The sequence below is a fragment of the Aggregatibacter actinomycetemcomitans genome (genome assembly GCF_023518055.1).
Classification (GTDB): Bacteria; Pseudomonadota; Gammaproteobacteria; order Enterobacterales; family Pasteurellaceae; genus Aggregatibacter; species Aggregatibacter actinomycetemcomitans.
The window spans coordinates 1,701,580-1,724,998 of sequence record NZ_CP085096.1; the positions used below are offsets into that span (position 1 = coordinate 1,701,580).

Consider the following 23,419-nt stretch of genomic DNA (forward strand, 5'->3'; position numbering starts at 1 on the left):
ATCCCATGAGCATCTGGAAAAAAAATCTTACGTTGGAACAACTGAATGCGTTTTGTAAAAACTGCGCAGTAGAACATTTAGGCATTGAATTTATCGCCAAAGGTGATGATTGGCTGGAAGCACGAATGCCGGTAGATCGACGCACTACGCAACCCATGGGGTTATTGCACGGTGGCATTTCTGCGGCATTGGCGGAAACTATCGCTTCAACAGCCGGGTTTTGTTGTGTGGCGGAAAATCAGGTGGTGGTCGGGCTGGAAATTAACGCCAATCACTTGCGCGCCGTGCGTCAAGGCAATGTGTATGCCAAAACCATGCCCATTCACTTGGGCAAAAATGTGCAGGTTTGGCAAATTGACATTCGTGACGAGCAAGATAAACTATGCTGCGTTTCACGTTTAACTCTTTCTGTAATCACTCATGAATAAAGCAGCAAAAATCGGCGTCATCCTTGCCAATTTAGGTACACCGGACTCGCCCAATCCTAAGGATATTTCCCGCTACTTATGGCAATTTTTAACGGATCCGCGCGTAGTAGATTTGCCACGCTATAAATGGTTTCCGCTGCTCAAAGCCATTATTTTGCCCTTGCGCTCCAAACGTATTGCAAAAAACTACCGTGCCATTTGGACCAAACAAGGTTCGCCGCTACTTGCCATAACTCAACAACAAAAAGAAGCGTTAGCGATTTTTCTGCAACAACAAAACCTTAATATGGAAATCGAAATCGGCATGACTTACGGCAATCCGTCAATACCCGACGCGGTACAAAAATTAATAGATAAAAAAGTGGATCACATTATTGTATTGCCGCTTTATCCGCAATACAGTAGCACCACCACAGGCGCTGTGTTTGACTCCTTCGCTGCGGCGCTGAAACAACAGCGTGGCATCGTGCCGTTCGATTTCATTCATTCTTATCAATTAAACCAAGGTTATATTACAGCCCTGATTGAATCCTGCAAAGTGCGGTTGAAATCCGAAGAGTTTTTACTGTTCTCTTTCCATGGCATTCCGTTACGTTACGAAAACACCGGCGATTATTACCGCACCCACTGTCAACAAACTGCCACTGCTGTGGCGCAAGGCTTGGGTTTAAATGAAAAGCAGTGGGGGGTGACTTTCCAATCCCGTTTCGGTAAAGAAGAATGGTTGCAGCCTTACACCGACGACTTTCTTGCCGGTGCGGCACAACAAGGCATCAAAAATATTGCCGTACTCTGCCCGGGCTTTGCCGCCGATTGTTTGGAAACCTTGGAAGAAATCGCCGAAGAAAACCGCGAACTATTTTTAGCCAACGGCGGACAAAGCTATCACTACATCCCGGCGCTCAATGCCGAACCGGCGCATATCGAAGCGCTTGGTAAACTATTACTGAATATGATCGGCAAAATGAAATGCAATAATTGCAATGTGCCGAATATCAACGAAGTTCCGATCATTGAAGTGCAAACTTCAGGTCAATTAAGCAGCCGTTGCCATTAATGGCCGGCATTATATTTTTAATTCAATTTAGGAGAAAATTATGAGTAAAGTCACTTTAACAGGCACCCCTATTGATGTTGCTGGCACTTTTCCTGCAACAGATACGCAAATCGCCAATTTCACTTTAGTCAACAATGAATTGGCAGATGTGGCACTTAATAGCTTTGCCGGTAAACGCAAAGTCTTAAATATTTTCCCAAGTATCGACACCGGTGTTTGCGCCACATCGGTACGCAAATTCAATGAAAAAGCGGCAAATTTGGCAAATACCGTAGTGCTTTGCATTTCCGCCGATTTACCGTTCGCCCAAGCCCGTTTCTGTGGCGCGGAAGGCGTTGAAAATGTCAAAACCCTTTCCACCTTCCGTAACCACGCCCTACACAACACCTTAGGCGTTGACATCACCTCCGGTCCGCTTGCCGGCTTAACGGCACGCGCGGTTATTGTGTTGGATGAAAATAACAACGTGTTACACAGCGAGTTAGTTTCTGAAATTAAGAATGAACCCAATTACGACGCGGCACTTGCAGTATTGGCATAGTTGATCACATAAAAGTGCGGTAGATTTTTTCGATGTTTTAAAAACACGTGGAAAATCTACCGCACTTTTTTTGTAGGATGGGATTTATCCCACCTTGATAGCGCACGTTTTACGGAACGCACCGATAGCCTATTGATATACAAAAACTCACCGCTCCGCCATCGGAAGGTTTTTAAAATGGTGTGATTCCCACCCTACCATTGATTAATTCACTTTCCACTCGCCGTTCAGCACGGTGCCAATAACTTCGTAATCATTGGAGAATACGGCGAGGTTGGCAATTTTGCCGGTTTCCACGGAACCTAAACGATCGTCCACGCCGATGGCGCGTGCGGGATAAAGGTTACTCATGCGAACCGCTTCGGCGAGCGGGATTTCCACATATTCTACGGCGTTTTTGATGGATTCCATCATGGTAATGGACGCACCGGCAATGGTGCCGTTGCCATCGTAGCAACGACCATCTTTCACATAAATGGTTTTACCCACGAAGGTGAAACTTTCCAATTCCGGACCTGCGCCGGCAGCGGCAAGGGAGTCGGTGACAATACAGAGTTTGTCGCCTTTCACTTTTTTATCAAGGCGTACGTTGCCGAAATTCACATGCACGCCGTCCACGATAATGCCAGTGTAAACATCAGAATCCAACACCGCGCCGACCACGCCCATAGCGCGTCCGGAACTGATCGGTGACATGGCGTTGTGCAAGTGGGTGGCGAAGGTGGCGCCTTTATGGAACGCCGCTTTTGCCACTTCATAGGTGGCGTTGGAATGCCCGATGGAAACCACAATGCCACTTTTCACGAAATCCGGAATATAATTGGCGGTCGGATTTTCTGCGGCGATCGTGAGTTTGGTGATCACGTCGGCATTTTCACAAAGGAAATCTTTCATTTCCGGCGAAATTTCGCGGATATATTCCGGGCGGTGCACGCCTTTTTTCTCAACGCTTAAATACGGTCCTTCAATGTGCAAGCCCAGCGCTTGGTTTTTATGCTTGGCTAAATATTCACGCATAATTTTAACCGCACTTTTAATGCCTTCATCAGGTGCGGTGATAAAGGTCGGTAAGAAACTGGTGCAGCCCGATTTCAAATTGGTAGCTTGCATGATTTCCAAGGTTTCTACGCTGGTTTGATCGTTAAACATCACGCCGCCGCAGCCGTTAAGTTGCAAATCAATAAACCCTGCCGTGAGGTTATGTCCTTGTAAATCAATGGTTTTAATACCGCGCTCCAATTCACTTTGCAGAACCACGGCTTGAATATGTTCGCCTTCAATCACCACGGCATAATCCCGTAACACCTCATATTTTGTGTAAATCACAGAGTTTGTTAATGCATATTTCATTCTTACCTTCCCAAATTTATCGAAAAAAACAACCGCACTTTCGTGCGGCGTTTAACTATAACACACTGTGAATGGCTCTTTCTTCCAATTCGGTGAAATATTTCACGGTTTTCACTTTAAGCTCTTGCAACGCGGCTTCATCCGTCACCAAAATAAAGTGGCGATGTAATTGCAACGCGCTGACCGTCCAGAGATGGTTCACCGAACCTTCCACCGCTGCTTGTACTGCAAGGGCTTTTTGGTGTCCGGTGGCTAAGATCATCACTTCTTCCGCATCCAATAACGTTGCCACACCGATGGTTAAGGCATATTTCGGCACTTTTTTAACATCATTATCAAAGAAGCGGGAATTGGCGATTAAGGTGTCTTTCGTCAAGGTTTTAATACGGGTGCGGGAGCTTAAAGAAGATGCCGGTTCGTTAAAGGCGATATGCCCGTCAACGCCCACACCGCCCATGAATAAATTGATTTTGCCATAGGATTTGATTTTTTCTTCGTAACAACGGCATTCTTCATCATGATCTTCCGTATTACCGTTTAAAATATTGATATTTTGCGGTTGAATATCCACATGATTGAAGAAATTGTTATACATAAAGCTGTGATAACTTTCCGGATGTTCTTTCGGCAAACCGACATATTCATCCATGTTAAATGTCACCACATGTTTAAAGCTCACTTCGCCCGCTTGATAAAGTTTAATTAATTCCTGATAGGTTTTTAACGGGGTGCTGCCGGTCGGCAAGCCCAATACGAAAGGACGATTTTCAGTGGGTTTGAATTGATTGATTCGATCCACGATATGACGTGCTGCCCAGCGGCTGACTTGTTGTTCTGTAGTGAGTGGGATAAGACGCATAGTGAAATTCCTTTATTCTATCGCCGTGGGTAATAAATTACCCACGATTATGTATAATTCAGCCCCTTTTGGGCTGTATAGGTTCCCCAAAGGGGAACAACTATGCCTAACCTAGGGTAACTTGTTACCCTAGGTCATTGCAGTTTCCATTAAATTATAAATACTTCGCTTTTAATTCTTTCGCTTTCGCGAGTTGTTCCGGAGTGGCTTTGGCGGTCATCGGTTCACGGCAGTAGCCGGCGTGAACGCCTTCCAATTTCAACAATTCTTTGATGGTTAAATATAAACCGTTCGCCAAAATGCCTTCGATTAAATCGTTAGTGACGTGCTGGATTTCAAGCGCTTCTTTGAGTTTGCCCGCTTTGGTTAACTCAAAAATTTGACGGGCGCGGATACCGTTCACGTTAAAGGTTGAACCGATAGCGCCATCCACCCCTAAAGAGGCTGCCGGTAACATCATTTCGTCGAAACCTGCCCAGATTAAGTGGTTCGGATAGGCTTTTTTCAAACGTTCCAACAGATAGAAATCGCCTGCGGTGAATTTCACGCCAAGCACTTTCGGGTTTTTGTAAAGTTCGCCGAATTGTTCGATCCCCATGTTCACACCGGTTAAGAACGGGATGGAATACACGATCATGTTGTTGCCAGTTTCGGCAATGATAGTATCATAGTAATGTTTGATTTCAGGGAAGCTGAATTTGTAATAGAACGGGGTGACCGCAGACAAGCTGTCATAGCCTAATTCGGTGGCGTATTTACCCAATTCAACGGCTTCCTGTAAATTCACGCTACCCACTTGGGCAATTAACGCCACTTGGTCTTTGGCTTCATCTTTGGCAATACGGAAGATTTGTTTTTTCTCGTCCGTGGAAAGCATGAAGTTTTCACCGGTGGAACCGCCCACATACAAGCCGTCCACTTTCATTTTGTCGATGTTGTAACGAATAATTTCGCGCAAACCTTTTTCATTCACAGAGCCGTCTTCGTTGAATGATACTAATAATGCACTGAAAATTCCTTTTAAATCCCGCATAGTTTTCTCCTATTTAATACGTTGTTCTAAAATAACATTAAGTGTTTTCTGTTTGGTTTTGGTCGCGGCGTCCTGTTTGGCTTGTACCAATAAAGCGTAGATCAAATCCAATACAAATAATTGAGCGATTTTCGTACCGATGGAATCTCCCTGGAGTTTCCCTTGTTTATTGCCGTTGACCAGTACAAAATCCGCGTGTTCGGTAATAGGCGAACGCAAACTGTGCGTTAACGCCACTGTCGTCGCCCCGTTTTGTTTGGCGATTTTTAACGTGTGGGCGGTTTCCTGTGAATAGCCCGAATGGCTGATCCCAATCGCCACATCGGTTTCTTTCAGCAGCGCCGCCTGCATATACATAAAATGATTGTTACCGGTAGCATCTACCGGCACACCGATACGCATAAATTTATTTTTCGCATCTTCCGCCGTGACACCGGAAGATCCCACGCCGAATAAAAAGACCCGTTTAGCTTTTTGAATCGCCCGCACCACGCTTTCAAGTTGTTGGAAATCCAGCAAATTCACCGTTTCGTCCATCACTTTGGAGATCGCTGCCTGTAATTTGTGAGCGATTTTCAATGAATCGTCGTCAGGCATGATCTCCGTTTCCAGCACGGTGTCGTCACGGCTTTCTCTGGCGGTTGCCAGCTCAATGGAAAACGCCAGTTTGAAATCGCTGAAGCCTTTGAACCCCAAGGTTCGACAAAAACGTACAAAGGTCGCTTCGCCCACATTCAAATTCGATGCAAGCTCGGAAAGAGAATATTGCATGACCATTTCCGGTGATTGCGAAATCACATCGGCAATTTTCTTTTCCGTTTTAGTTAAACTCTGATATAACGCGCTAACGGTGTTAAGCACATTGCCATTCGTTGCCATAAATTCCCCTTACGCGGCAGCCTGAATTTGCGCCAGCGCCCAAGAAGCTGCACCGATAAGCCCCGCATCTTGCCCTAGTTGAGCCGATTCGATAGCGCCGCGATACACTTCCGGCATTTGTTGCAAATAGGCTTGAACCAAAGGCAAATAGCCTTCCGCCAGTCCTACGCTGCCGCCGATAACCACTTTTTGAATATCCATACCGATAACCAAATCCGCCACCAGATTGGCGATGGCTTTTGCCGAACGGGACACAAGTACGGTGGCTTTTTCGTCCGTTTTTCGAAAACGGGCGAACACCTCTTTCGGTTCGCAAGGATCGTCCCATTGTTTGGAAACCGCTTCAATGGCACGCCCCGACGCAATAGCTTCCACACAGCCCACGCGTCCGCAACCGCACACAGGCCCGTTCGGATCGGCGACGGTATGTCCGATATGACCGGCAATGCCGTTTGGTTCGGTAAGTAATCGGCGATTTAAAATTAAACCACCTCCCACACCGGTGGAGACGGTAATAAAAGCAAAGTTTTGAATGTTATTTTTATCTTGCAGTTGATATTCCGCATAAGTCGCCGCCTGTGCATCGTTTAATAAATACACCGGCTTGGACGTATGCTTGGAAAGGCTTTCTTTTAACGGGAAGTAGGCAAGACCGCCCAGGTTTTTCGGATTCAATGCGGTCAATATTCCTTTATTGATGATGCCCGTTGAAGCAACCGCAACGTAATCAAATTGCCCCGCATAATCCGTGAGTAATTGCGCGAGAGTCTGATGCATTGCCGCCGCCACATTTTCCTGTGGCGTATGGATTTGTTTCCGTTGTGTAACTTGGTTCTGAGCAACAATGGCGGCGGCGATTTTGGTTCCGCCAATATCTAAAGCTAAGCAACGCATCATCTGTCCCTCTTTATTATTTGTCCGCCGATTTGACCGCACTTGCAAACCAGCTGACGATGTGTTCCAGGCGGGTTAATGCCGATCCGACGGTGACGAAATCCGCGCCGATTTCAATAGCGGTTTTGGCAAGTTCCGGCGTGTTATAACGCCCTTCCGCCATCACTTTGCAACCCGCCGCTTTCAGATCTTTCACTAACTGATAATCCGGTTCGGTCGGTACGGTGCCGCCGGTATAGCCCGACATGGTGCTACCCACGATGTCAAAACCGAGTTTTTGGCAATACAACCCTTCTTCCAGATTGGAGCAATCCGCCATGGCAAGACAGCCCATTTCATGAATTTTTTTAACCGCACTTTCAATCTCTACCGGGCGCGGGCGACGAGTGCCATCCACGGCGATAATGTCCGCTCCGGCGTGCGCCAAGTCTTCAATGTCCTGTAAAAACGGGGTGATACGTACCGGGCTGTCGGGAAGATCCCGTTTGACGATACCGATGATCGGCACATTTACGGTCGGGCGCACGGCTTTTAAATTGTCCACACCTTCAATGCGCAACCCCGCCGCCCCGCCGATAACGGAAGCCTGCGCCATAGCAGCGACAATTTCCGGTTTATCCATCGGACCATCATCCACCGGCTGACAAGAGGCAATTAATCCGTTCTGAAGTTGGGCGAAAACGGCTTGATGAGATAATTTTTGAGATAGCTGTGACATAGAAACTCCTCTTTTTTGCGGCTGCATTTGGCAGTCATTCTAGTCAATGGAGACATTCTACTAAAATAAAATTTCATTTTAAAATATTTTTTGAAGTAATATTCCAACTATGTGATCTACTTCTCATTTTTGAAATAAAGCTTCATTCTCTATTTAAAAACGATTTTTTTACTTTAGAATGCAAACTGAGCTGTAATTCAAACATCCCATATTCATTATTTGTTACTACAGGAGTGTAGCCATGAAACTAGCCAAACTTTTCCTTGCCACTGCAATTGCACTAGGTGTGACCTCTGTTGCCAATGCCGCAGAATATGATTTGAAATTCGGTATGAATGCAGGCACTTCATCCAATGAATACAAAGCTGCCGAAATGTTTGCCAAAGAAGTGAAAGAAAAATCCAACGGCAAAATTGAAATTTCCCTTTATCCAAGTTCTCAATTAGGTGACGACCGCGCCATGTTAAAGCAATTAAAAGACGGCGCATTGGACTTCACCTTTGCGGAATCCGCCCGTTTCCAATTGTTCTATCCTGAAGCGGCGGTATTTGCCCTGCCTTATGTGATCACCAATTATGAAGTGGCACAAAAGGCGTTACATGACACCGCATTCGGTAAAGATTTAATCCAAAAAATGAACAAAGAATTGGGCTTAACCTTGTTATCCCAAGCCTATAACGGCACTCGCCAAACCACTTCAAACCGTGCCATCAACGGCATTGCCGATATGAAAGGCTTGAAACTGCGCGTACCGAATGCCGCAACCAATCTGGCTTACGCCAAATATGTGGGCGCGTCTCCAACACCGATGGCATTCTCCGAAGTGTATTTAGCACTACAAACCAATTCCGTGGACGGTCAGGAAAACCCGTTGGCAACCGTGCAGGCGCAAAAATTCTATGAGGTGCAAAAATACTTGGCGATAACCAACCACATTCTGAACGACCAACTTTATTTGGTCAGCAGTGAAACCTTCGCCGACTTGCCGGAAGATTTACAAAAAGTAGTAAAAGAAGCTGCACAAAAAGCAGCGGAATATCACACCAAACTCTTTGTTGACGGAGAAAAAGAGTTAGTAACTTTCTTTGAAAAACAAGGTGTCACCGTTACGCATCCTGATTTAACACCGTTTAAAGACGCTATGAAACCTTACTACGCCGAATTTGTAAAACAAACCGGCGCAAAAGGTGAAGAGGTCCTAAAACAGATTCAAGCAATCAACAAATAATTGACTCATACGTGTGCCTGTTTCGGCAGGCATGTCCTCCATTATGATTGAACGGAGTTGAACATGAAAATCTTTAATAAACTTGAAGAATGGATCGGTGGTGTCTTGTTCCTCGTGATATTCTGCATTCTTGTTTTACAAATTCTGTTCAGACAAGTTTTCCAATCTCCATTAATTTGGAGTGAAGAACTGGCAAAACTGCTATTCGTTTATGTGGGTATGCTTGGTATCAGTGTCGCCATCAGAAAACAAGAACATGTTTATATCGACTTTCTCACCAACTTAATGCCGCCGACAATCAAAAAAATCGTCAATTCCTTTGTGCAATTGGTGATTTTCCTCGGTGTGATTTTCTTTATCCACTTCGGCATAAAAACCTTCACAGGTGCCGGTTTCCCCATTGATGCCTTAGGCGGTATTTCGGAAAAATGGATTTACGCCTCCCTGCCGATTATTTCCGTTTTAATGCTAATTCGCTTCTTTCAAGCGCAAGCAGATAATTTCAAAGACAATAAAAGCTATCTGCCGGCGACCTTTTTCATTATAAGTGCGGTTATTTTATTGGGTATTTTATTTACCACCCCTGAATGGTACAAAGCACTGCGCATCACGGAATATGTCAAATTCGGCTCCAATGCGGTTTATGTCGCACTGGTCTTCTGGTTGGTTATCATGTTCTTAGGCGTTCCGGTGGGCTGGTCACTATTCATCACTACCCTGCTTTATTTCTCTATGACCCGTTGGAACGTGGTGAATGCGGCTTCCGAAAAACTGACCTTGAGCTTGGACAGTTTTCCACTCCTTGCCGTACCATTTTATATTCTCACCGGAATTTTAATGAACACCGGCGGTATCACTACCCGTATCTTTGATTTCGCCAAAACTTTATTAGGTCACTATACCGGCGGAATGGGACACGTTAACATCGGCGCCAGCTTATTATTCTCCGGTATGTCGGGTTCTGCCCTTGCCGATGCCGGTGGTTTAGGTCAACTGGAAATCAAAGCCATGCGCGACGCAGGTTATGACGATGACGTTTGTGGTGGTATCACTGCGGCTTCCTGTATCATCGGCCCACTAGTGCCGCCAAGTATCGCCATGATCATTTACGGCGTTATCGCCAACGAATCCATTGCAAAACTATTTATTGCCGGCTTCATCCCGGGTGTCTTAGTCACCATCGCACTAATGGGTATGAACTATTACATTGCTAAAAAACGCGGATATCCAAGAACATCGAAAACCACCCGGGAGCAACTTTGCGCCTCTTTTAAAGGGGCATTCTGGGCGATTTTAACCCCGTTATTGATTATCGGTGGTATCTTCTCCGGTTTATTCAGCCCGACAGAATCTGCGGTAGTAGCGGCCTTCTATTCCATCATTATCGGTAAATTCGTGTATAAAGAACTTACCCTTAAAATGCTGTTCAACAGCTGTGTGGAAGCCATGGCAATTACCGGCGTGGTCGCCCTGATGATCATGACGGTAACTTTCTTCGGCGACATGATCGCCCGCGAACAAGTGGCAATGCGTATTGCCAATGTGTTCGTCGCCGTGGCGGATTCCCCGTTAATGGTGCTGGTGATGATCAACGCCTTGTTACTATTCCTCGGTATGTTTATTGACGCCCTTGCCTTGCAATTCTTGGTATTACCGATGCTCATTCCAATCGCTATGCAATTTGGTATCGACCTCGTGTTCTTCGGTGTCATGACCACCTTGAACATGATGATCGGTATCTTAACACCGCCGATGGGAATGGCGTTGTTCGTGGTAGCACGGGTAGGCAATATGTCCGTCTCCACCGTTACCAAAGGGGTATTACCATTCTTAGTGCCGATTTTTATTACTTTGGTATTAATCACCATCTTCCCGCAAATTATTACCTTTGTGCCGAATTTATTAATACCTTAGGAAAAAAAGTGCGGTTGAAAAACGCTGTAAATTTTAACCGCACTTTAAACCCTAGGGTGCAACCGGTTGCGCCCTACCACAAAAAATCTATTCATGCCGTTTACGAATAGCAAACAATAACTCAAAACGAGGTGTGTTATGACATTCAAAAAAACAACATTAGCGAATTTATTTTTTGCTGCAACGGCTTTTGCCACGACTGCGCAAGCAGCTTATCCCGATTTACCCGTGGCGATTAAAAGCGGCGCAGGCGCGTTAATCAACGATACGGTTTATGTGGGCTTAGGCTCGGGCGGAGATAAATTTTATGCCTTGGATTTAAAGACCCCGAACGCCCGATGGAAAGAAATTGCCGCGTTCCCGGGTGGCGAACGCAACCAACCTGTCGCGGCGGCAGTTGATGGCAAATTGTACATTTTCGGCGGCTTACAAAAAAATGAAAAAGGCGAATTACAACTGGTCAATGACGCTTACAGCTACAACCCTGCCGACAATACCTGGAACAAATTGCCAACCCGTTCACCGCGTGGTCTAGTAGGTTCCAGCGGTGCTTCTCACGGCGACAAAGTGTATATCATCGGCGGTTCTAATCTCTCTATTTTCAACGGCTTCTTCCAAGACACCGTCGCCGCCGGTGAAGACAAAGCGAAAAAAGACGACATTGCCAAAGCCTATTTTGAACAACGCCCTGAAGATTATTTCTTCACCACCGAACTGCTCAGCTATGAACCGTCCACCAACAAATGGCGCAACGAAGGTCGCGTGCCGTTCTCCGGACGTGCCGGTGCGGCGTTTACTATTCAAGGCAATGAGTTAATCGTTGTCAACGGCGAAATCAAACCGGGCTTGCGCACAGCGGAAACCCATCAAGGTAAATTCACCGACAAAGGCGTGCAATGGAAAAATCTACCTGATCTGCCGGCACCAAAAGGGCAAAGCCAAGACGGTTTAGCGGGTGCCATGGCGGGCTATAGCCACGGGCATTATTTAGTCACCGGTGGCGCAAACTTCCCGGGCTCCGTAAAACAATTCAAAGAAGGCATGCTTCACGCCCACAAAGGCTTAAGCAAGGCCTGGCACAAAGACATTTACACCTTAAACAACGGTAAATGGCAAATTATCGGTGAATTGCCTGCCGGTATCGGCTATGGTGTTACGGTGTCTTACAACAATCAAGTGCTTTTAATCGGTGGTGAAACCAACGGCGGCAAAGCCTTAACTTCCGTACAAAGCATGAGCTACAACGGCAAAAAATTAAGTGTCGAATAACCTGTCAAAGACGTAAAAAATGAAGGATTACGCCAATGACGTTTAATCCTTCATTGTTATTGTGGCGGGCACAAATTTACGGAACAAGGGAACCGTTTTAAAATAAGCCACCGCTAATACCACGCCGTTGCGTGATACTTCTCACAAAAACGGAAGTTTTTATTTGCCAAAGGAAATCGCATAGTCATATGCTCTCTTCCGTTTAATAAAAAATCTTATGGAATCAAAAATAAATTAAAGGAGTTCGTATGAGTGTTTTAAGTTATGCCCAAAAAATCGGGCAAGCCTTAATGGTACCCGTTGCCGTTTTGCCGGCAGCCGCCGTATTAATGGGGATCGGCTATTGGCTTGACCCGGACGGCTGGGGCGCAAACAGCCAACTTGCCGCCTTATTAATCAAGTCCGGCGCGGCAATCATCGATAACATGGGCTTATTATTCGCCGTGGGCGTAGCATTCGGGTTGTCCAAAGACAAGCACGGTTCTGCTGCGCTTTCCGGTTTAGTGGGCTATTATGTGGTCACTACCCTACTCGCCCCTGGCGGCGTAGCGCAATTACAACATATTGATCCAAGCCAGGTGCCTGCTGCTTTCGGCAAAATCAACAACCAATTTATCGGTATTTTAATCGGTGTACTTTCCGCCGAACTTTACAACCGTTTTTACCAAGTGGAATTGCCGAAAGCCTTATCATTCTTCAGCGGAAAACGTTTAGTGCCGATTGTAGTGTCTTTCGCCATGATCGCCTTGTCTTTCGTTTTACTCTATGTATGGCCTTATATCTTCAATGCCTTGGTGTCCTTCGGGGAGTCCATCAAAGACCTCGGTGCAGTGGGCGCAGGGATTTACGGCTTCTTCAACCGTTTATTAATCCCGGTTGGCTTACACCACGCCTTAAACTCCGTATTCTGGTTTGACGTTGCGGGCATTAACGATATTCCGAATTTCTTAGGCGGCGCCAAATCCATTGCCGAAGGCACGGCAACCATGGGCATCACCGGGATGTATCAAGCGGGCTTTTTCCCGGTCATGATGTTCGGCTTACCGGGCGCGGCACTTGCCATTTACCAATGTGCGAAACCAAGCCAAAAAGTGAAAGTCGCCTCCATCATGCTCGCCGGTGCTTTTGCTTCCTTCTTCACCGGTATCACCGAACCGCTCGAATTTTCTTTCATGTTCGTGGCGCCGATTCTTTATGTATTGCACGCATTACTCACCGGGATTTCCGTATTTATCGCCGCCAGTATGCACTGGATCGCAGGCTTCGGTTTCAGTGCCGGTTTGGTGGATATGGTACTTTCCTCCCGCAACCCACTCGCCGTTGACTGGTATATGTTACCGGTGCAAGGTTTAGTGTTCTTCGCCATTTACTATTTGGTGTTCCGTTTTGCCATCCAAGCCTTTAACTTAAAAACCATCGGTCGCACAGAAGAAACGGAAGAATCCGTCCCTGCACCAAGCGTAAACAATCAATCCCGTGAAGAAAGGGCGATCAAATTTATCGACGCTTTAGGCGGTGCCGACAATTTCAAAACCATTGACGCCTGTATTACCCGCTTGCGCTTAACCTTGGTTGATCGAAATAAAATCAACGAGGAACAACTCAAATCCCTCGGTTCTAAAAGCAATGTCAAACTAGGTAATGACGGGTTACAAGTGATTCTTGGCCCCGAAGCAGAATTGATGGCGGAGGCGATTAAAGCAAAAGTGAAGTGAGTTTTCGTCTAAATCTTGATAAAAGCTTGGAATATTCTCCAAGCTTTTTTATTAACTAAGAACATAAAAGCCGATAAGCTACAAAAAAGTGCGGTCGAAAATCAATGTATTTTGCGATATGATGCTGCCTCATTAGACTCACCATTTTCTCAAGACATAGTAGACAAAATAGTTGGTAAAAAACTATCTTTCCATTGTTTACACTACACAATTCGGTAAACAACTCTTATTTTATCATAGGATGGCTTGATTTGGCTGTTGGAAAACAAAGGCGGAAAACAAGCCAGCAGAAAATATCTATCCGTTCTAAGCTTTCCGCAAATGGCTTTTCTTCTCTATTTCGGGGTGAAAACAATGTGGTACTTACAGTTCCATTTGGTGTGTGATAGACTTGAATCGTCATTGGCTTTACTTACCATTGACTTATCCTCCTATATCTTGAATTTTGGTTGTCAGCCTTATTCATTATATAGTGAGGATTTTTTATGTTGACCGCTTAAGCTCTTTGATTCCATACGCATAGCGTACGGTTTTTATAAGCACGCTATTGCTATAAAGTGCGGTCAAAAAATCAGGTGTTTTTCATGGCCTATTTTCTGAAAAAAGAGATAAAAAAATCTGCATACTTCACAGCATGCAGATTTATTACTTATTTATTCTTCAATTAAAAAGAAATTATTTCGTGCCGTTTACCGCAATTTCTACACGACGGTCATCAGCCAAGCACGCAATCAGCGCTTTGCGACCTTTAACCGTGTCACATTTATTGCCGGTAACCGGGTTTGCTTTACCGTAACCGGTAGCGGAAATTGCCTGTTGAGAAACACCTTTAGATACAAGGTAATTTGCTACAGTTTCAGCACGTCTTTGGGATAATTTTTGGTTGTAAGCGTCGGAACCGATACGGTCTGTATAACCTGCAACTTGAACGTTAGCGTTATTTACTTGTGCAATTTCGTGGGAAATGCCATCCAAAGTTTTTTGCGCCTGCGGTTTTAAATTCGCTTTGTTGAACGCAAAAGTCACATCAGAATTCAAATTGAATACTTTGTTAACTACTTCAGGAGCAATAACAGGCGCCGGTCCCTGACCAAAGCGGTAAGATAAACCTAGCGCTACGGAACCAATATCCGGAGAATAGCGAACATCAGATTCGTTATTTTCATAATAATTGGCTTTTCTTTCTGCTTTGCCGAAATTGCCTACTCGGCTCACCCATTGATACTCCAAACGTAATGCCAATTCAGGAAGAATGGCATATTCAAGCCCCCCGGCAAATACCGGAGAAACTTTTAAATCATGGAATTTATGAGTTTCTCCGAAAGTGTTATCTTTGTAATCAACACGGATTAATGCTGCACCTGCACGTGCATAAAGATCTAAATTATGCAATACAGGATAGCTTGCTTTAAGAGACAAGCTGGAACCATGAGCGGTAATTCGTTTTTCTCCGGTAGCTTCTTTTACTTTACCGCGACCGAAGAATTCATACCCTGCTTCAACAGCGAAATTATCGGTAATTTGGTAGCCGGCAAAGATGCCATAGGATTCCGAGTTTTTCTTGGCTTTACCCACTACTGTGCCGTCCTGCTCATACTGATATTGATTTAAACCGTGACGGACAGATGCCCAGCCGGCTTTTGCCCCCGCATAAAAGGTATTTGCTTGCGATGCTGCCTGCACAATTGTCGCTACTGATGCAGCTAAAGCCGCAGTAGTAGCTAATGCGATTACAGTTTTTTTCATTTTTGCTCTCCTATATTATTAATTTGATTAACTTAAAATATGCTAACTTAAGATTTTAATTTAACTAAAGGCAAATTGAACCGCTTTATTTGGGTAAATTCAGTCCTTTATTTAAAATAAAATGCTAAAGCTTTAGTATTATCCTATAAAAAAATAAAAAATCAAATTCCGCTTATTTTTCAGATCAATATAACCAACTTTCCTTTGTTGCTTTTTATATGAAATTTTACTCACTTGATAACATAAAACTTTCCCGTAATTGTTGTAACTGATCGCGCGTTGCAGCAGCTTTCTCAAATTCCAAATCCTGTGCAAATTTATACATTTGCTGCTCAAGTTTCTTAATCTGTTGCTGATATTCTTTCGGTGATTTCGGCGTTGTATAAAGTGCGGTCGGTTCTGCCACCGTTTTTCCACGTTGTTTATTGGCTTTGGCTTTCTGATTGGCACCCTGACCGATATCTAACAACTCGCCTACCTTTTTATTTAATGCCTGCGGCACAATGCCCTGTGCTTCATTATATTTTGCTTGTTTCTCACGCCGACGATTGGTTTCGGTAATAGCTTTCTCCATTGATTTGGTTATATTATCCGCATACAAAATGGCTTTTCCGTGTAAATTTCGCGCAGCACGTCCGATCGTTTGAATTAATGAACGCTCGGAACGTAAAAAACCTTCTTTATCCGCATCTAAAATTGCCACTAAAGACACTTCCGGAATATCTAAACCTTCCCGTAATAAGTTAATGCCGACTAAAACATCAAATTCCCCCAAGCGCAAATCACGAATAATTTCCACCCGTTCGACAGTATCAATATCAGAATGCAAATAACGTACGCGAATACCATGTTCATCTAAATAGTCGGTAAGATCTTCCGCCATTTTCTTCGTTAATGTCGTCACTAAAACGCGTTCATTTTTATCCGCTCTGTGGCGTGCTTCGGAAAGTAAATCATCCACCTGAATAGATACCGGGCGAATTTCAATTTGCGGATCAAGCAAACCTGTCGGACGCACTACTTGGTCGATAATTTCCCCACCGGATTTTTCCAGTTCATACGGTCCCGGTGTGGCGGAAACATAAATGGTTTGCGGTGCCAAACGTTCAAATTCTTCAAAACGTAACGGACGGTTATCCAACGCAGAAGGCAGACGAAAACCATATTCCACCAAGGTTTCTTTACGGGAGCGATCGCCGCGATACATCCCACCGATTTGTGGCACGGTGACGTGGGATTCGTCAATAATCAAAATTGCGTCAGACGGCATATAATCAAATAAGGTCGGTGGCGGTTCGCCCTCATTTCTACCCGATAAATAGCGGGAATAGTTTTCAATGCCCGAGCAATAACCGAGTTCATTCATCATCTCAATATCAAATTGGGTACGTTGGCTGATACGCTGCTCTTCCAATAATTTATTTTCTTTAATGAAATACTCCCGCCGTTGCGCCAATTCCAGTTTAATTTTTTCGATGGCATCCAAGATACGCTCGCGCGGTGTGACATAGTGCGTTTTCGGATAAACGGTAAAGCGCGGCACCGTGCCGAAGCTGCTGCCGGTGAGCGGATCAAATAAACTCAAGCGTTCGATTTCATCATCAAATAATTCGATACGTACCGCCCGATCGTCCGATTCCGCCGGGAAAATATCAATAATTTCTCCCCGTACACGGAACGTTCCGCGCTGAAACGCCTGATCATTACGGGTATATTGCAACTCTGCCAATTTTGCCAAGATTTGGCGCTGATTAATAATCGCGCCTTGTTGCAAATGCAGCATCATTTTTAAATAGGAATCGGGGTCTCCTAAACCATAAATAGCGGACACGGACGCCACTACAATAGTATCGCGCCGTTCTAAGAAAGATTTTGTGGCGGAAAGTCGCATTTGTTCAATTTGATCATTAATAGACGCGTCTTTCTCAATAAAAGTATCGCTACTCGGCACATAGGCTTCGGGCTGATAATAATCATAGTAAGAAACAAAATATTCCACCGCATTTTCCGGGAAAAAATCCTTCATTTCGGCATAAAGCTGGGCGGCAAGGGTTTTGTTCGGTGCCAACACCATCGCAGGGCGATTCAATTGCGCAATCACATTGGCAATGGTAAAGGTTTTGCCTGAACCTGTTACCCCAAGCAAGGTTTGATGTGCCAAGCCATCTTCTAAATTTTCGGCTAATTTTGCGATGGCCTGGGGTTGGTCGCCGGAGGGTTTGAAATGGGAATGAAGAATAAAAGGTTTAGTGTTAATTTTTTCTGACATAAAGTGCGACCGATTTTAGCATTGTTTCTAATGGCGGCTATTTTAACACGTTTAAGGCACTAAATTGAGGGTTAAAAAATCAAGTTTTACACAGAGTTATATTTGTCAAGCAGGTTACTTCACAAATTTAGAAAAAAATTTCAAAAAATTCGCTAGATTTTTACTAACCATTTGAAAATTAAATAAATGTTATTTTACAATCAGTTTCTCTTAGGATTTTGTTGAAGCCTTATTTCATCGGGTATTAGCCCATTCGTAAAATAATAACCCACAAACTTATCCACAGACTTTGTGGATAGAAAATTTCACTCAAAAATATTCAAAAAATTTTCAATTGAAGGTGTTGACAAGGAGAAATCGGATCAGTAGTATACGCGACCTGTCTTTTTTGACACCAAATTATTCCTCCTTAGTTCAGTCGGTAGAACGGTGGACTGTTAATCCATATGTCGCTGGTTCAAGTCCAGCAGGAGGAGCCAATTTTTTCTTTTGGACAGTTTTTATTTATCTCCTTATTATGAAACTAAAGCATACCAAAAGAATTTGAGCCCATACCTTCTTTATGGGCTTTTATTTTTCTACCGGATTCTTTCACTCTCTAAGATCTTCGCTTATCGAACAAATAATGCTGCCCCGCCACTTATCGGCAATGTGGTGCCATAAAGTAAACTCATCGCAAAGAAAATCAATATGATGCCGGCAAGGCATTTCATTAAGGCTTCCGTATTCACATTGGCAAACGGCAGGCGATACCACTGCGCCATTTTCACGGCAGTGGATCGGGCATAGCGCACCAACAACGCAAAGGCCGATAATGTCATTCCTGTGCCGAGAGCCATTGCCAGTGTCGCTATCACGCCCCAAGCATAGAGATCCAACATATACGCCAGAAACAGTACGAAAATCGCGCCGGAACAGGGGCGCATGCCGATACTCAAAATAATCAGCAAACTTTCTTTGATGTTGGTACTTTGATTGAGTCGTTCGGGGTTCGGCACATGTTGATGCCCGCAACCGCAATTTTCGTGGTGTTCCGTATGCCCGTTAAAAACACCTGAAATTCTGACCGCACTTTTTCCTGCGATCAATGAACCGACACGCATTTCATTTACCAAACCGCCTTCAATTTTTTTGATTTGCAGTTGCTGCTTCGTTTGTCGATGTTGCTTCAACAGCGTTTTCCCGCTTTTCCAACACCAATTTAATCCCAATAAAATCACTAACGCATAAGCGGTTCGCTCCAGCCATAATTGGCTTAAATTAAAATAAGCGGAAGAAAGCTGAAGCAGCAAAACCACGATTGACACCGCCGAAATTGCCACCACGCCCTGCGTTAAAGAAGAAAAGAACGTGATTTGCATACTGCGCTCGAGCTTGGTTTGATGGGTGGCTAAATAACCGGCAATAATAAATTTACCGTGTCCCGGACCCAGCGCATGAAACACACCGTATAAAAAACTAACAGCAATCAGCAGGCTGCCGGCATACACGGGCTGTTGCTTGATTTCGTGCAAGTAACCGGAAATCAGTTGATTAAATTCCCGCTGCCACACGACAACCTGCTTAAACAGCCAGGGGAAAAGATAAATAATAGCGAGAACTAAGACGATAAAGACGATGCTGTAAAATAAACGGGCTTTCATAAAATTTTTAAAAACTAACGGCAAATCAACCGCACTTTTTGTGCAAATAGCGCACCCAATGTATTGTCCTCATCACGTTGCGTTTGATCTAATGATGAGGCGTATTGTTTCACTTTTTCATCCACTTGCGGCTCAAGCACCTGTCCCCGGCAATTTGCCGGCAGCGCGGAAAAATCCACCGCACTTTTGGTCGGTTCGCCGTAATACATGGACACATAATAGGTTGGATCGTAAGTACTTAAAGTATATTCGTTATCTGTCAAGGGCTGCGGTTTAGACAACATGAAATCGAAAAAGTACATCACTTGTGAACCATTGGATTTCATACCGTAGTTTTGCGGTTTGGCTCGGTATTTAATTTTATTGCCCTGCTTGTCAAAAAAATAACTAAAATAATGCTCATTCACCACATTGCCCATGACTTCATCAATGAGCTTTTGTCGCGCGTTTTTATCGCCTTTGGTTTGTCTTAAATCGTATAAAACCGCTGCGGAGCTGGGTTCGTCTAAAATCCACTGCATTGAAAAACCGACTAATTGTTGATTCTCTACCAAGGTTTTGGTTTTTATCTCAATGAAAGCATGAGGATGGGCAAAAACATACTGAGCGGATAACAAAGACAATAGCAATAAAAAAAGTTTCTTCACAAATTCACCTTCCGAAAAATAGCTATAACGCATTCTAACATAAAATAAAATTACACAGAACAAGTATAAAAAATCAGCAAAAAGAAAAAAACACGCTCAGTTTTGTGATCTATATCAAAAAAACTTAATTTAGTATTTTTCTTCACACGAAAAAATCTATAGCATTCAATCGCGTCAAGTGATTGCTTGATATTCATAAAGTTCCTAAATAAAATAATCATAAATAGCTAAACTACTTTCCTACCTCTCCTCGCGAGAGGTTTTTTTATATCTGTTTTCCGCGAATGATTAGCACAAAGATGAAACATCAAGTAGAATGAACCCCCGAATGATTAAATTCCATCGGTCATCAGGTGCCGAAAAAACGCCTTGAATTCCGACCGCACTTTTCCCTTAACCCAGAGAATAATTATGTCAATACAATTCGTTTATACGATGCACCGAGTAGGCAAAGTAGTTCCGCCGAAACGTCATATTCTGAAAAATATTTCACTCAGCTTTTTCCCGGGCGCCAAAATCGGCGTACTTGGCTTAAACGGTGCCGGTAAATCCACCCTGCTTCGCATTATGGCAGGCATCGATAAAGAAATCGAAGGGGAAGCCCGTCCGCAGCCGGGCATTAAAATCGGCTATCTTCCGCAGGAACCGAAACTCGATCCACAGCACACCGTGCGCGAAGCCATTGAAGAAGCCGTCGGCGAGGTGAAACGCGCTTTAACCCGCTTGGATGAAGTGTATGCGCTATATGCGAATCCCGATGCGGACTTTGACAAACTTGCCGCCGAACAAGCGGAGCTGGAAGCCGTTATCCAGGCTCACGGCGGGCATAACTTAGAAAATCAATTAGAACGCGCCGCCGATGCGCTACGTTTACCGGACTGGAATGCCAAAATCGAGCATTTATCCGGGGGGGAACGCCGCCGCGTTGCTTTGTGTCGTTTGTTGTTGGAAAAACCGGATATGTTGCTGTTAGACGAGCCGACCAACCACTTGGACGCGGAATCCGTGGCATGGTTGGAACGCTTCTTACACGACTACGAAGGCACTGTAGTGGCAATCACCCACGACCGTTACTTCTTGGATAACGTTGCCGGTTGGATTTTAGAACTTGACCGCGGTGAAGGCATTCCTTGGGAAGGCAATTACTCCTCTTGGTTGGAACAAAAAGAAAAACGTCTGGCGCAGGAACAGGCGCAGGAATCCGCCCGCCAAAAATCCATTGAGAAAGAATTGGAATGGGTGCGTCAAAATCCGAAAGGCCGCCAAGCGAAAAGCAAAGCCCGTATGGCGCGCTTCGAAGAACTTAATTCCGGCGAATATCAAAAACGTAACGAAACCAACGAACTCTTTATTCCACCCGGTCCACGCCTGGGCGAAAAAGTCATCGAGGTGCAACATTTAAGTAAGTCCTACGGCGACCGCACTTTAATCGACGATTTATCCTTCAGCATTCCGAAAGGTGCCATTGTCGGTATTATCGGTGCCAACGGCGCGGGTAAATCCACCCTCTTCCGTATGCTTTCCGGCAAAGAAAAACCAGATTCCGGTACCATTACCTTGGGCGAAACCGTCGTGTTAGCTTCCGTGTATCAATTCCGTGATGCTATGGACGAAAAAAAAACCGTGTGGGAAGAAGTGTCCAACGGACAAGATATTCTAACCATCGGTAACTTTGAAATCCCAAGCCGTGCTTATGTAGGACGCTTCAACTTCAAAGGCGTGGATCAACAAAAACGTGTGGGCGAACTCTCCGGCGGTGAACGTGGTCGTTTGCATTTGGCGAAATTATTACAAGCCGGCGGCAACATGCTGTTATTGGACGAGCCAACTAACGATCTTGATGTGGAAACCTTGCGCGCACTGGAAAATGCCATCTTGGAATTCCCGGGCTGTGCCATGGTAATTTCCCATGACCGCTGGTTCTTAGATCGTATCGCCACCCACATTTTAGATTACGGCGATGAAGGCAAAGTCACCTTCTACGAAGGCAATTTCTCCGATTATGAAGAATGGAAAAAGAAAACTTTCGGTGCTGAAGCCCTTAAACCGCACCGAATTAAATATAAACGCATTGCGAAATAATTGTTAATCGCGAAACACAAAAAAACCCGCTTTCATTGAAAACGGGTTTTGTTTTATTGATGCAGCCAAAAACACCTAAAATTCTGACCGCACTTTAAGTGAATTACCACTCAAAGTTTAAACCGACGTTATAGGTTGCGCTGCCACCATTGGTACTTACTGCCACACCGGCTTTCGCGGCTACATTTTGATTGAAACGATAACCTGAACCAACCGCTAGTGCTGTTTTAGATTTATAACCACCAACAGCTGCACTCAAGTTAAGGCTGCCGACATTATACGGTTGGAATAAGCCGCTTAGTGCCGCTTGGGAAGCCAAACCGTTTTTTACTTCTTTGTCTAATTCATTGACTCGGCTATCTAATCGATCAATACGCGCAGTATTACGATCAACTTTGGTCGTTAATGCCGCGATGTTTTGGCTTGAAGATCTAAAGGTTGCAATCGCTCTGGAATTTGCTGCAATATCGGCTCTGTTTTTCTCTACATCAGCCTTATCCGCTTTATTTTCAATTGCTTTTTTATTCTCGGCGATTTTTTGCTCGTTAGCACGGGATCTTGCCGCATTTTCGGTAGATCTCACATCTACATTTTGAAGCACCCGATTAACGCCTTCCAGATTTCCATCAATACGGGCTATAGAAGCTGTATTCTCTGCAATTGATTTAGTATTTTTCTGAATATCTAACTCATTTTTAGTAATCCTTGCCCTGTTAACAAGCTCTTGCTTAGCTAATCTATCGATCCCCCCAGTGTTACGCATAACATCTTTTTCTATACTAGCAATATTTGCTTTATTAATAGCAATATCTTTCTTATTTTCATTAATGTTCGTCTCATTATTAAAAATATCCACCCTGTTTTTAAAGACTTGTTGTGGAAGATTAGCAGAAGGATTTTCCAGAAAAGAGTCTTTAGCCAATGCATTGACAGAAATTGCACCAGTGACCATTAAAGCAACGAGGTGGTGTTTAAATAATTGATATGTCATAATTCATCCTTAAAAAATAAAGTTATTTAATTTTTAGTCTAATTTTTCGAAATCGAAAAACCATTCTTCCATAATAAAATTAAAAAAGAGTCTGATTTAACATGCCTCCTTTTCGGCTTGAATTTATACCACAAAAAAATATGAATCCCTTCTAAT

General features: G+C 44.3%; 19 protein-coding genes, 1 tRNA gene and 1 pseudogene. 9 read left to right on the plus strand and 12 right to left on the minus strand.

Annotated elements, in window-relative coordinates; translation table 11 throughout:
- Window positions 1-5: 5 nt before the first annotated feature.
- Genes LIN98_RS08450 through tpx form a run of 3 tightly spaced genes read left to right on the plus strand, consistent with a single transcriptional unit; the run spans window position 6 to window position 2,026 of the window.
- Window positions 6-428 carry a hotdog fold thioesterase gene (locus LIN98_RS08450; RefSeq protein ID WP_005566553.1) on the plus strand — a complete coding sequence of 141 codons (423 nt, stop codon included), beginning with the start codon at window positions 6-8 and terminating at the stop codon, window positions 426-428.
- Window positions 421-1,485 carry a ferrochelatase gene (gene hemH, locus LIN98_RS08455; RefSeq protein ID WP_005566551.1) on the plus strand — a complete coding sequence of 355 codons (1,065 nt, stop codon included), beginning with the start codon at window positions 421-423 and terminating at the stop codon, window positions 1,483-1,485. The genes LIN98_RS08450 and hemH overlap by 8 nt, the downstream gene beginning before the upstream one ends.
- Window positions 1,486-1,525: 40 nt before the next feature.
- Window positions 1,526-2,026 (plus strand): thiol peroxidase, encoded by a 501-nt coding sequence (gene tpx, locus LIN98_RS08460; RefSeq protein WP_005566550.1) that lies wholly within the window; start codon window positions 1,526-1,528, stop codon window positions 2,024-2,026.
- 204 nt (window positions 2,027-2,230) lie between these two features.
- Here tpx and nagA read toward each other — a convergent pair whose 3' ends face one another.
- From nagA to LIN98_RS08490, 6 genes are all read right to left on the minus strand, one after another.
- Complete coding sequence (gene nagA / locus LIN98_RS08465) at window positions 2,231-3,376, minus strand: N-acetylglucosamine-6-phosphate deacetylase (protein ID WP_005566548.1); 1,146 nt, start codon at window positions 3,374-3,376, stop codon at window positions 2,231-2,233.
- 55 nt (window positions 3,377-3,431) lie between these two features.
- The gene (gene nagB / locus LIN98_RS08470; protein ID WP_005566546.1) at window positions 3,432-4,235 is read right to left on the minus strand and encodes a glucosamine-6-phosphate deaminase; all 804 of its coding nucleotides are present in this window, start codon (window positions 4,233-4,235) and stop codon (window positions 3,432-3,434) included.
- A 154-nt stretch (window positions 4,236-4,389) separates the two neighbouring features.
- Entirely contained in the window at window positions 4,390-5,268 is an 879-nt protein-coding gene (nanA, locus tag LIN98_RS08475; protein WP_005589859.1) for an N-acetylneuraminate lyase, read from the minus strand.
- A gap of 9 nt (window positions 5,269-5,277) precedes the next feature.
- The gene (locus LIN98_RS08480; protein WP_005570074.1) at window positions 5,278-6,147 is read right to left on the minus strand and encodes a MurR/RpiR family transcriptional regulator; all 870 of its coding nucleotides are present in this window, start codon (window positions 6,145-6,147) and stop codon (window positions 5,278-5,280) included.
- Window positions 6,148-6,156: 9 nt separating this feature from the next.
- Window positions 6,157-7,041: an N-acetylmannosamine kinase gene (locus LIN98_RS08485; RefSeq protein WP_005566540.1), complete on the minus strand. Its 885-nt coding sequence runs from the start codon at window positions 7,039-7,041 to the stop codon at window positions 6,157-6,159.
- Window positions 7,042-7,057: 16 nt separating this feature from the next.
- Window positions 7,058-7,759 carry an N-acetylmannosamine-6-phosphate 2-epimerase gene (locus LIN98_RS08490; protein ID WP_005566538.1) on the minus strand — a complete coding sequence of 234 codons (702 nt, stop codon included), beginning with the start codon at window positions 7,757-7,759 and terminating at the stop codon, window positions 7,058-7,060.
- Between the two features lie 241 nt (window positions 7,760-8,000).
- Between LIN98_RS08490 and LIN98_RS08495 the strand changes: the two genes are divergently transcribed.
- From LIN98_RS08495 to nagE, 4 genes are all read left to right on the plus strand, one after another.
- Window positions 8,001-8,987 carry a sialic acid TRAP transporter substrate-binding protein SiaP gene (locus LIN98_RS08495; protein ID WP_005566536.1) on the plus strand — a complete coding sequence of 329 codons (987 nt, stop codon included), beginning with the start codon at window positions 8,001-8,003 and terminating at the stop codon, window positions 8,985-8,987.
- A gap of 63 nt (window positions 8,988-9,050) precedes the next feature.
- A complete protein-coding gene (locus tag LIN98_RS08500; protein WP_005592763.1) occupies window positions 9,051-10,901 on the plus strand; it encodes a TRAP transporter large permease subunit in 1,851 nt (616 codons plus the stop codon).
- 138 nt (window positions 10,902-11,039) lie between these two features.
- Window positions 11,040-12,170 carry an N-acetylneuraminate epimerase gene (locus LIN98_RS08505; RefSeq protein ID WP_005570066.1) on the plus strand — a complete coding sequence of 377 codons (1,131 nt, stop codon included), beginning with the start codon at window positions 11,040-11,042 and terminating at the stop codon, window positions 12,168-12,170.
- Between the two features lie 248 nt (window positions 12,171-12,418).
- Complete coding sequence (gene nagE, locus LIN98_RS08510; RefSeq protein ID WP_005566531.1) at window positions 12,419-13,885, plus strand: N-acetylglucosamine-specific PTS transporter subunit IIBC; 1,467 nt, start codon at window positions 12,419-12,421, stop codon at window positions 13,883-13,885.
- Between the two features lie 338 nt (window positions 13,886-14,223).
- Here the strand turns inward: nagE and LIN98_RS08515 are convergent.
- The 3 genes and pseudogenes from LIN98_RS08515 to uvrB all read right to left on the minus strand — a co-directional run.
- Window positions 14,224-14,304 (minus strand): annotated as a pseudogene (locus LIN98_RS08515) (IS200/IS605 family transposase); the annotation flags it as partial.
- Between the two features lie 256 nt (window positions 14,305-14,560).
- Window positions 14,561-15,631: a porin OmpA gene (gene ompA / locus LIN98_RS08520; protein WP_005566529.1), complete on the minus strand. Its 1,071-nt coding sequence runs from the start codon at window positions 15,629-15,631 to the stop codon at window positions 14,561-14,563.
- Between the two features lie 226 nt (window positions 15,632-15,857).
- Window positions 15,858-17,900 carry an excinuclease ABC subunit UvrB gene (uvrB, locus tag LIN98_RS08525; protein WP_014167870.1) on the minus strand — a complete coding sequence of 681 codons (2,043 nt, stop codon included), beginning with the start codon at window positions 17,898-17,900 and terminating at the stop codon, window positions 15,858-15,860.
- Window positions 17,901-18,303: 403 nt separating this feature from the next.
- Between uvrB and LIN98_RS08530 the strand changes: the two genes are divergently transcribed.
- Window positions 18,304-18,379 (plus strand) — tRNA-Asn (locus LIN98_RS08530).
- A 132-nt stretch (window positions 18,380-18,511) separates the two neighbouring features.
- Here LIN98_RS08530 and zevB read toward each other — a convergent pair.
- Together zevB and zevA are read right to left on the minus strand one after the other, a co-directional pair.
- Window positions 18,512-19,543, minus strand: a complete 1,032-nt coding sequence (gene zevB, locus LIN98_RS08535) for a zinc transporter permease subunit ZevB (protein WP_014167871.1) — start codon at window positions 19,541-19,543, stop codon at window positions 18,512-18,514.
- Window positions 19,544-19,557: 14 nt separating this feature from the next.
- A complete protein-coding gene (gene zevA / locus LIN98_RS08540; RefSeq protein ID WP_012821052.1) occupies window positions 19,558-20,223 on the minus strand; it encodes a zinc transporter binding subunit ZevA in 666 nt (221 codons plus the stop codon).
- Between the two features lie 378 nt (window positions 20,224-20,601).
- Between zevA and ettA the strand changes: the two genes are divergently transcribed.
- Window positions 20,602-22,272 carry an energy-dependent translational throttle protein EttA gene (gene ettA, locus LIN98_RS08545; RefSeq protein WP_005566523.1) on the plus strand — a complete coding sequence of 557 codons (1,671 nt, stop codon included), beginning with the start codon at window positions 20,602-20,604 and terminating at the stop codon, window positions 22,270-22,272.
- 103 nt (window positions 22,273-22,375) lie between these two features.
- On the opposite strand, the gene LIN98_RS08550 is transcribed toward ettA, so the two are convergent.
- Complete coding sequence (locus LIN98_RS08550; protein ID WP_005544639.1) at window positions 22,376-23,263, minus strand: YadA C-terminal domain-containing protein; 888 nt, start codon at window positions 23,261-23,263, stop codon at window positions 22,376-22,378.
- Window positions 23,264-23,419: the final 156 nt, after the last annotated feature.

Coding starts and splice junctions, on each gene's coding strand:
- LIN98_RS08450 (WP_005566553.1), top strand. CDS start 6: ATGAGCATCTGGAAAAAAAATCTTACGTTGGAACAACTGAATGCGTTT.
- hemH (WP_005566551.1), top strand. CDS start 421: ATGAATAAAGCAGCAAAAATCGGCGTCATCCTTGCCAATTTAGGTACA.
- tpx (WP_005566550.1), top strand. CDS start 1,526: ATGAGTAAAGTCACTTTAACAGGCACCCCTATTGATGTTGCTGGCACT.
- nagA (WP_005566548.1), bottom strand. CDS start 3,376: ATGAAATATGCATTAACAAACTCTGTGATTTACACAAAATATGAGGTG.
- nagB (WP_005566546.1), bottom strand. CDS start 4,235: ATGCGTCTTATCCCACTCACTACAGAACAACAAGTCAGCCGCTGGGCA.
- nanA (WP_005589859.1), bottom strand. CDS start 5,268: ATGCGGGATTTAAAAGGAATTTTCAGTGCATTATTAGTATCATTCAAC.
- LIN98_RS08480 (WP_005570074.1), bottom strand. CDS start 6,147: ATGGCAACGAATGGCAATGTGCTTAACACCGTTAGCGCGTTATATCAG.
- LIN98_RS08485 (WP_005566540.1), bottom strand. CDS start 7,041: ATGCGTTGCTTAGCTTTAGATATTGGCGGAACCAAAATCGCCGCCGCC.
- LIN98_RS08490 (WP_005566538.1), bottom strand. CDS start 7,759: ATGTCACAGCTATCTCAAAAATTATCTCATCAAGCCGTTTTCGCCCAA.
- LIN98_RS08495 (WP_005566536.1), top strand. CDS start 8,001: ATGAAACTAGCCAAACTTTTCCTTGCCACTGCAATTGCACTAGGTGTG.
- LIN98_RS08500 (WP_005592763.1), top strand. CDS start 9,051: ATGAAAATCTTTAATAAACTTGAAGAATGGATCGGTGGTGTCTTGTTC.
- LIN98_RS08505 (WP_005570066.1), top strand. CDS start 11,040: ATGACATTCAAAAAAACAACATTAGCGAATTTATTTTTTGCTGCAACG.
- nagE (WP_005566531.1), top strand. CDS start 12,419: ATGAGTGTTTTAAGTTATGCCCAAAAAATCGGGCAAGCCTTAATGGTA.
- ompA (WP_005566529.1), bottom strand. CDS start 15,631: ATGAAAAAAACTGTAATCGCATTAGCTACTACTGCGGCTTTAGCTGCA.
- uvrB (WP_014167870.1), bottom strand. CDS start 17,900: ATGTCAGAAAAAATTAACACTAAACCTTTTATTCTTCATTCCCATTTC.
- zevB (WP_014167871.1), bottom strand. CDS start 19,543: ATGAAAGCCCGTTTATTTTACAGCATCGTCTTTATCGTCTTAGTTCTC.
- zevA (WP_012821052.1), bottom strand. CDS start 20,223: ATGCGTTATAGCTATTTTTCGGAAGGTGAATTTGTGAAGAAACTTTTT.
- ettA (WP_005566523.1), top strand. CDS start 20,602: ATGTCAATACAATTCGTTTATACGATGCACCGAGTAGGCAAAGTAGTT.
- LIN98_RS08550 (WP_005544639.1), bottom strand. CDS start 23,263: ATGACATATCAATTATTTAAACACCACCTCGTTGCTTTAATGGTCACT.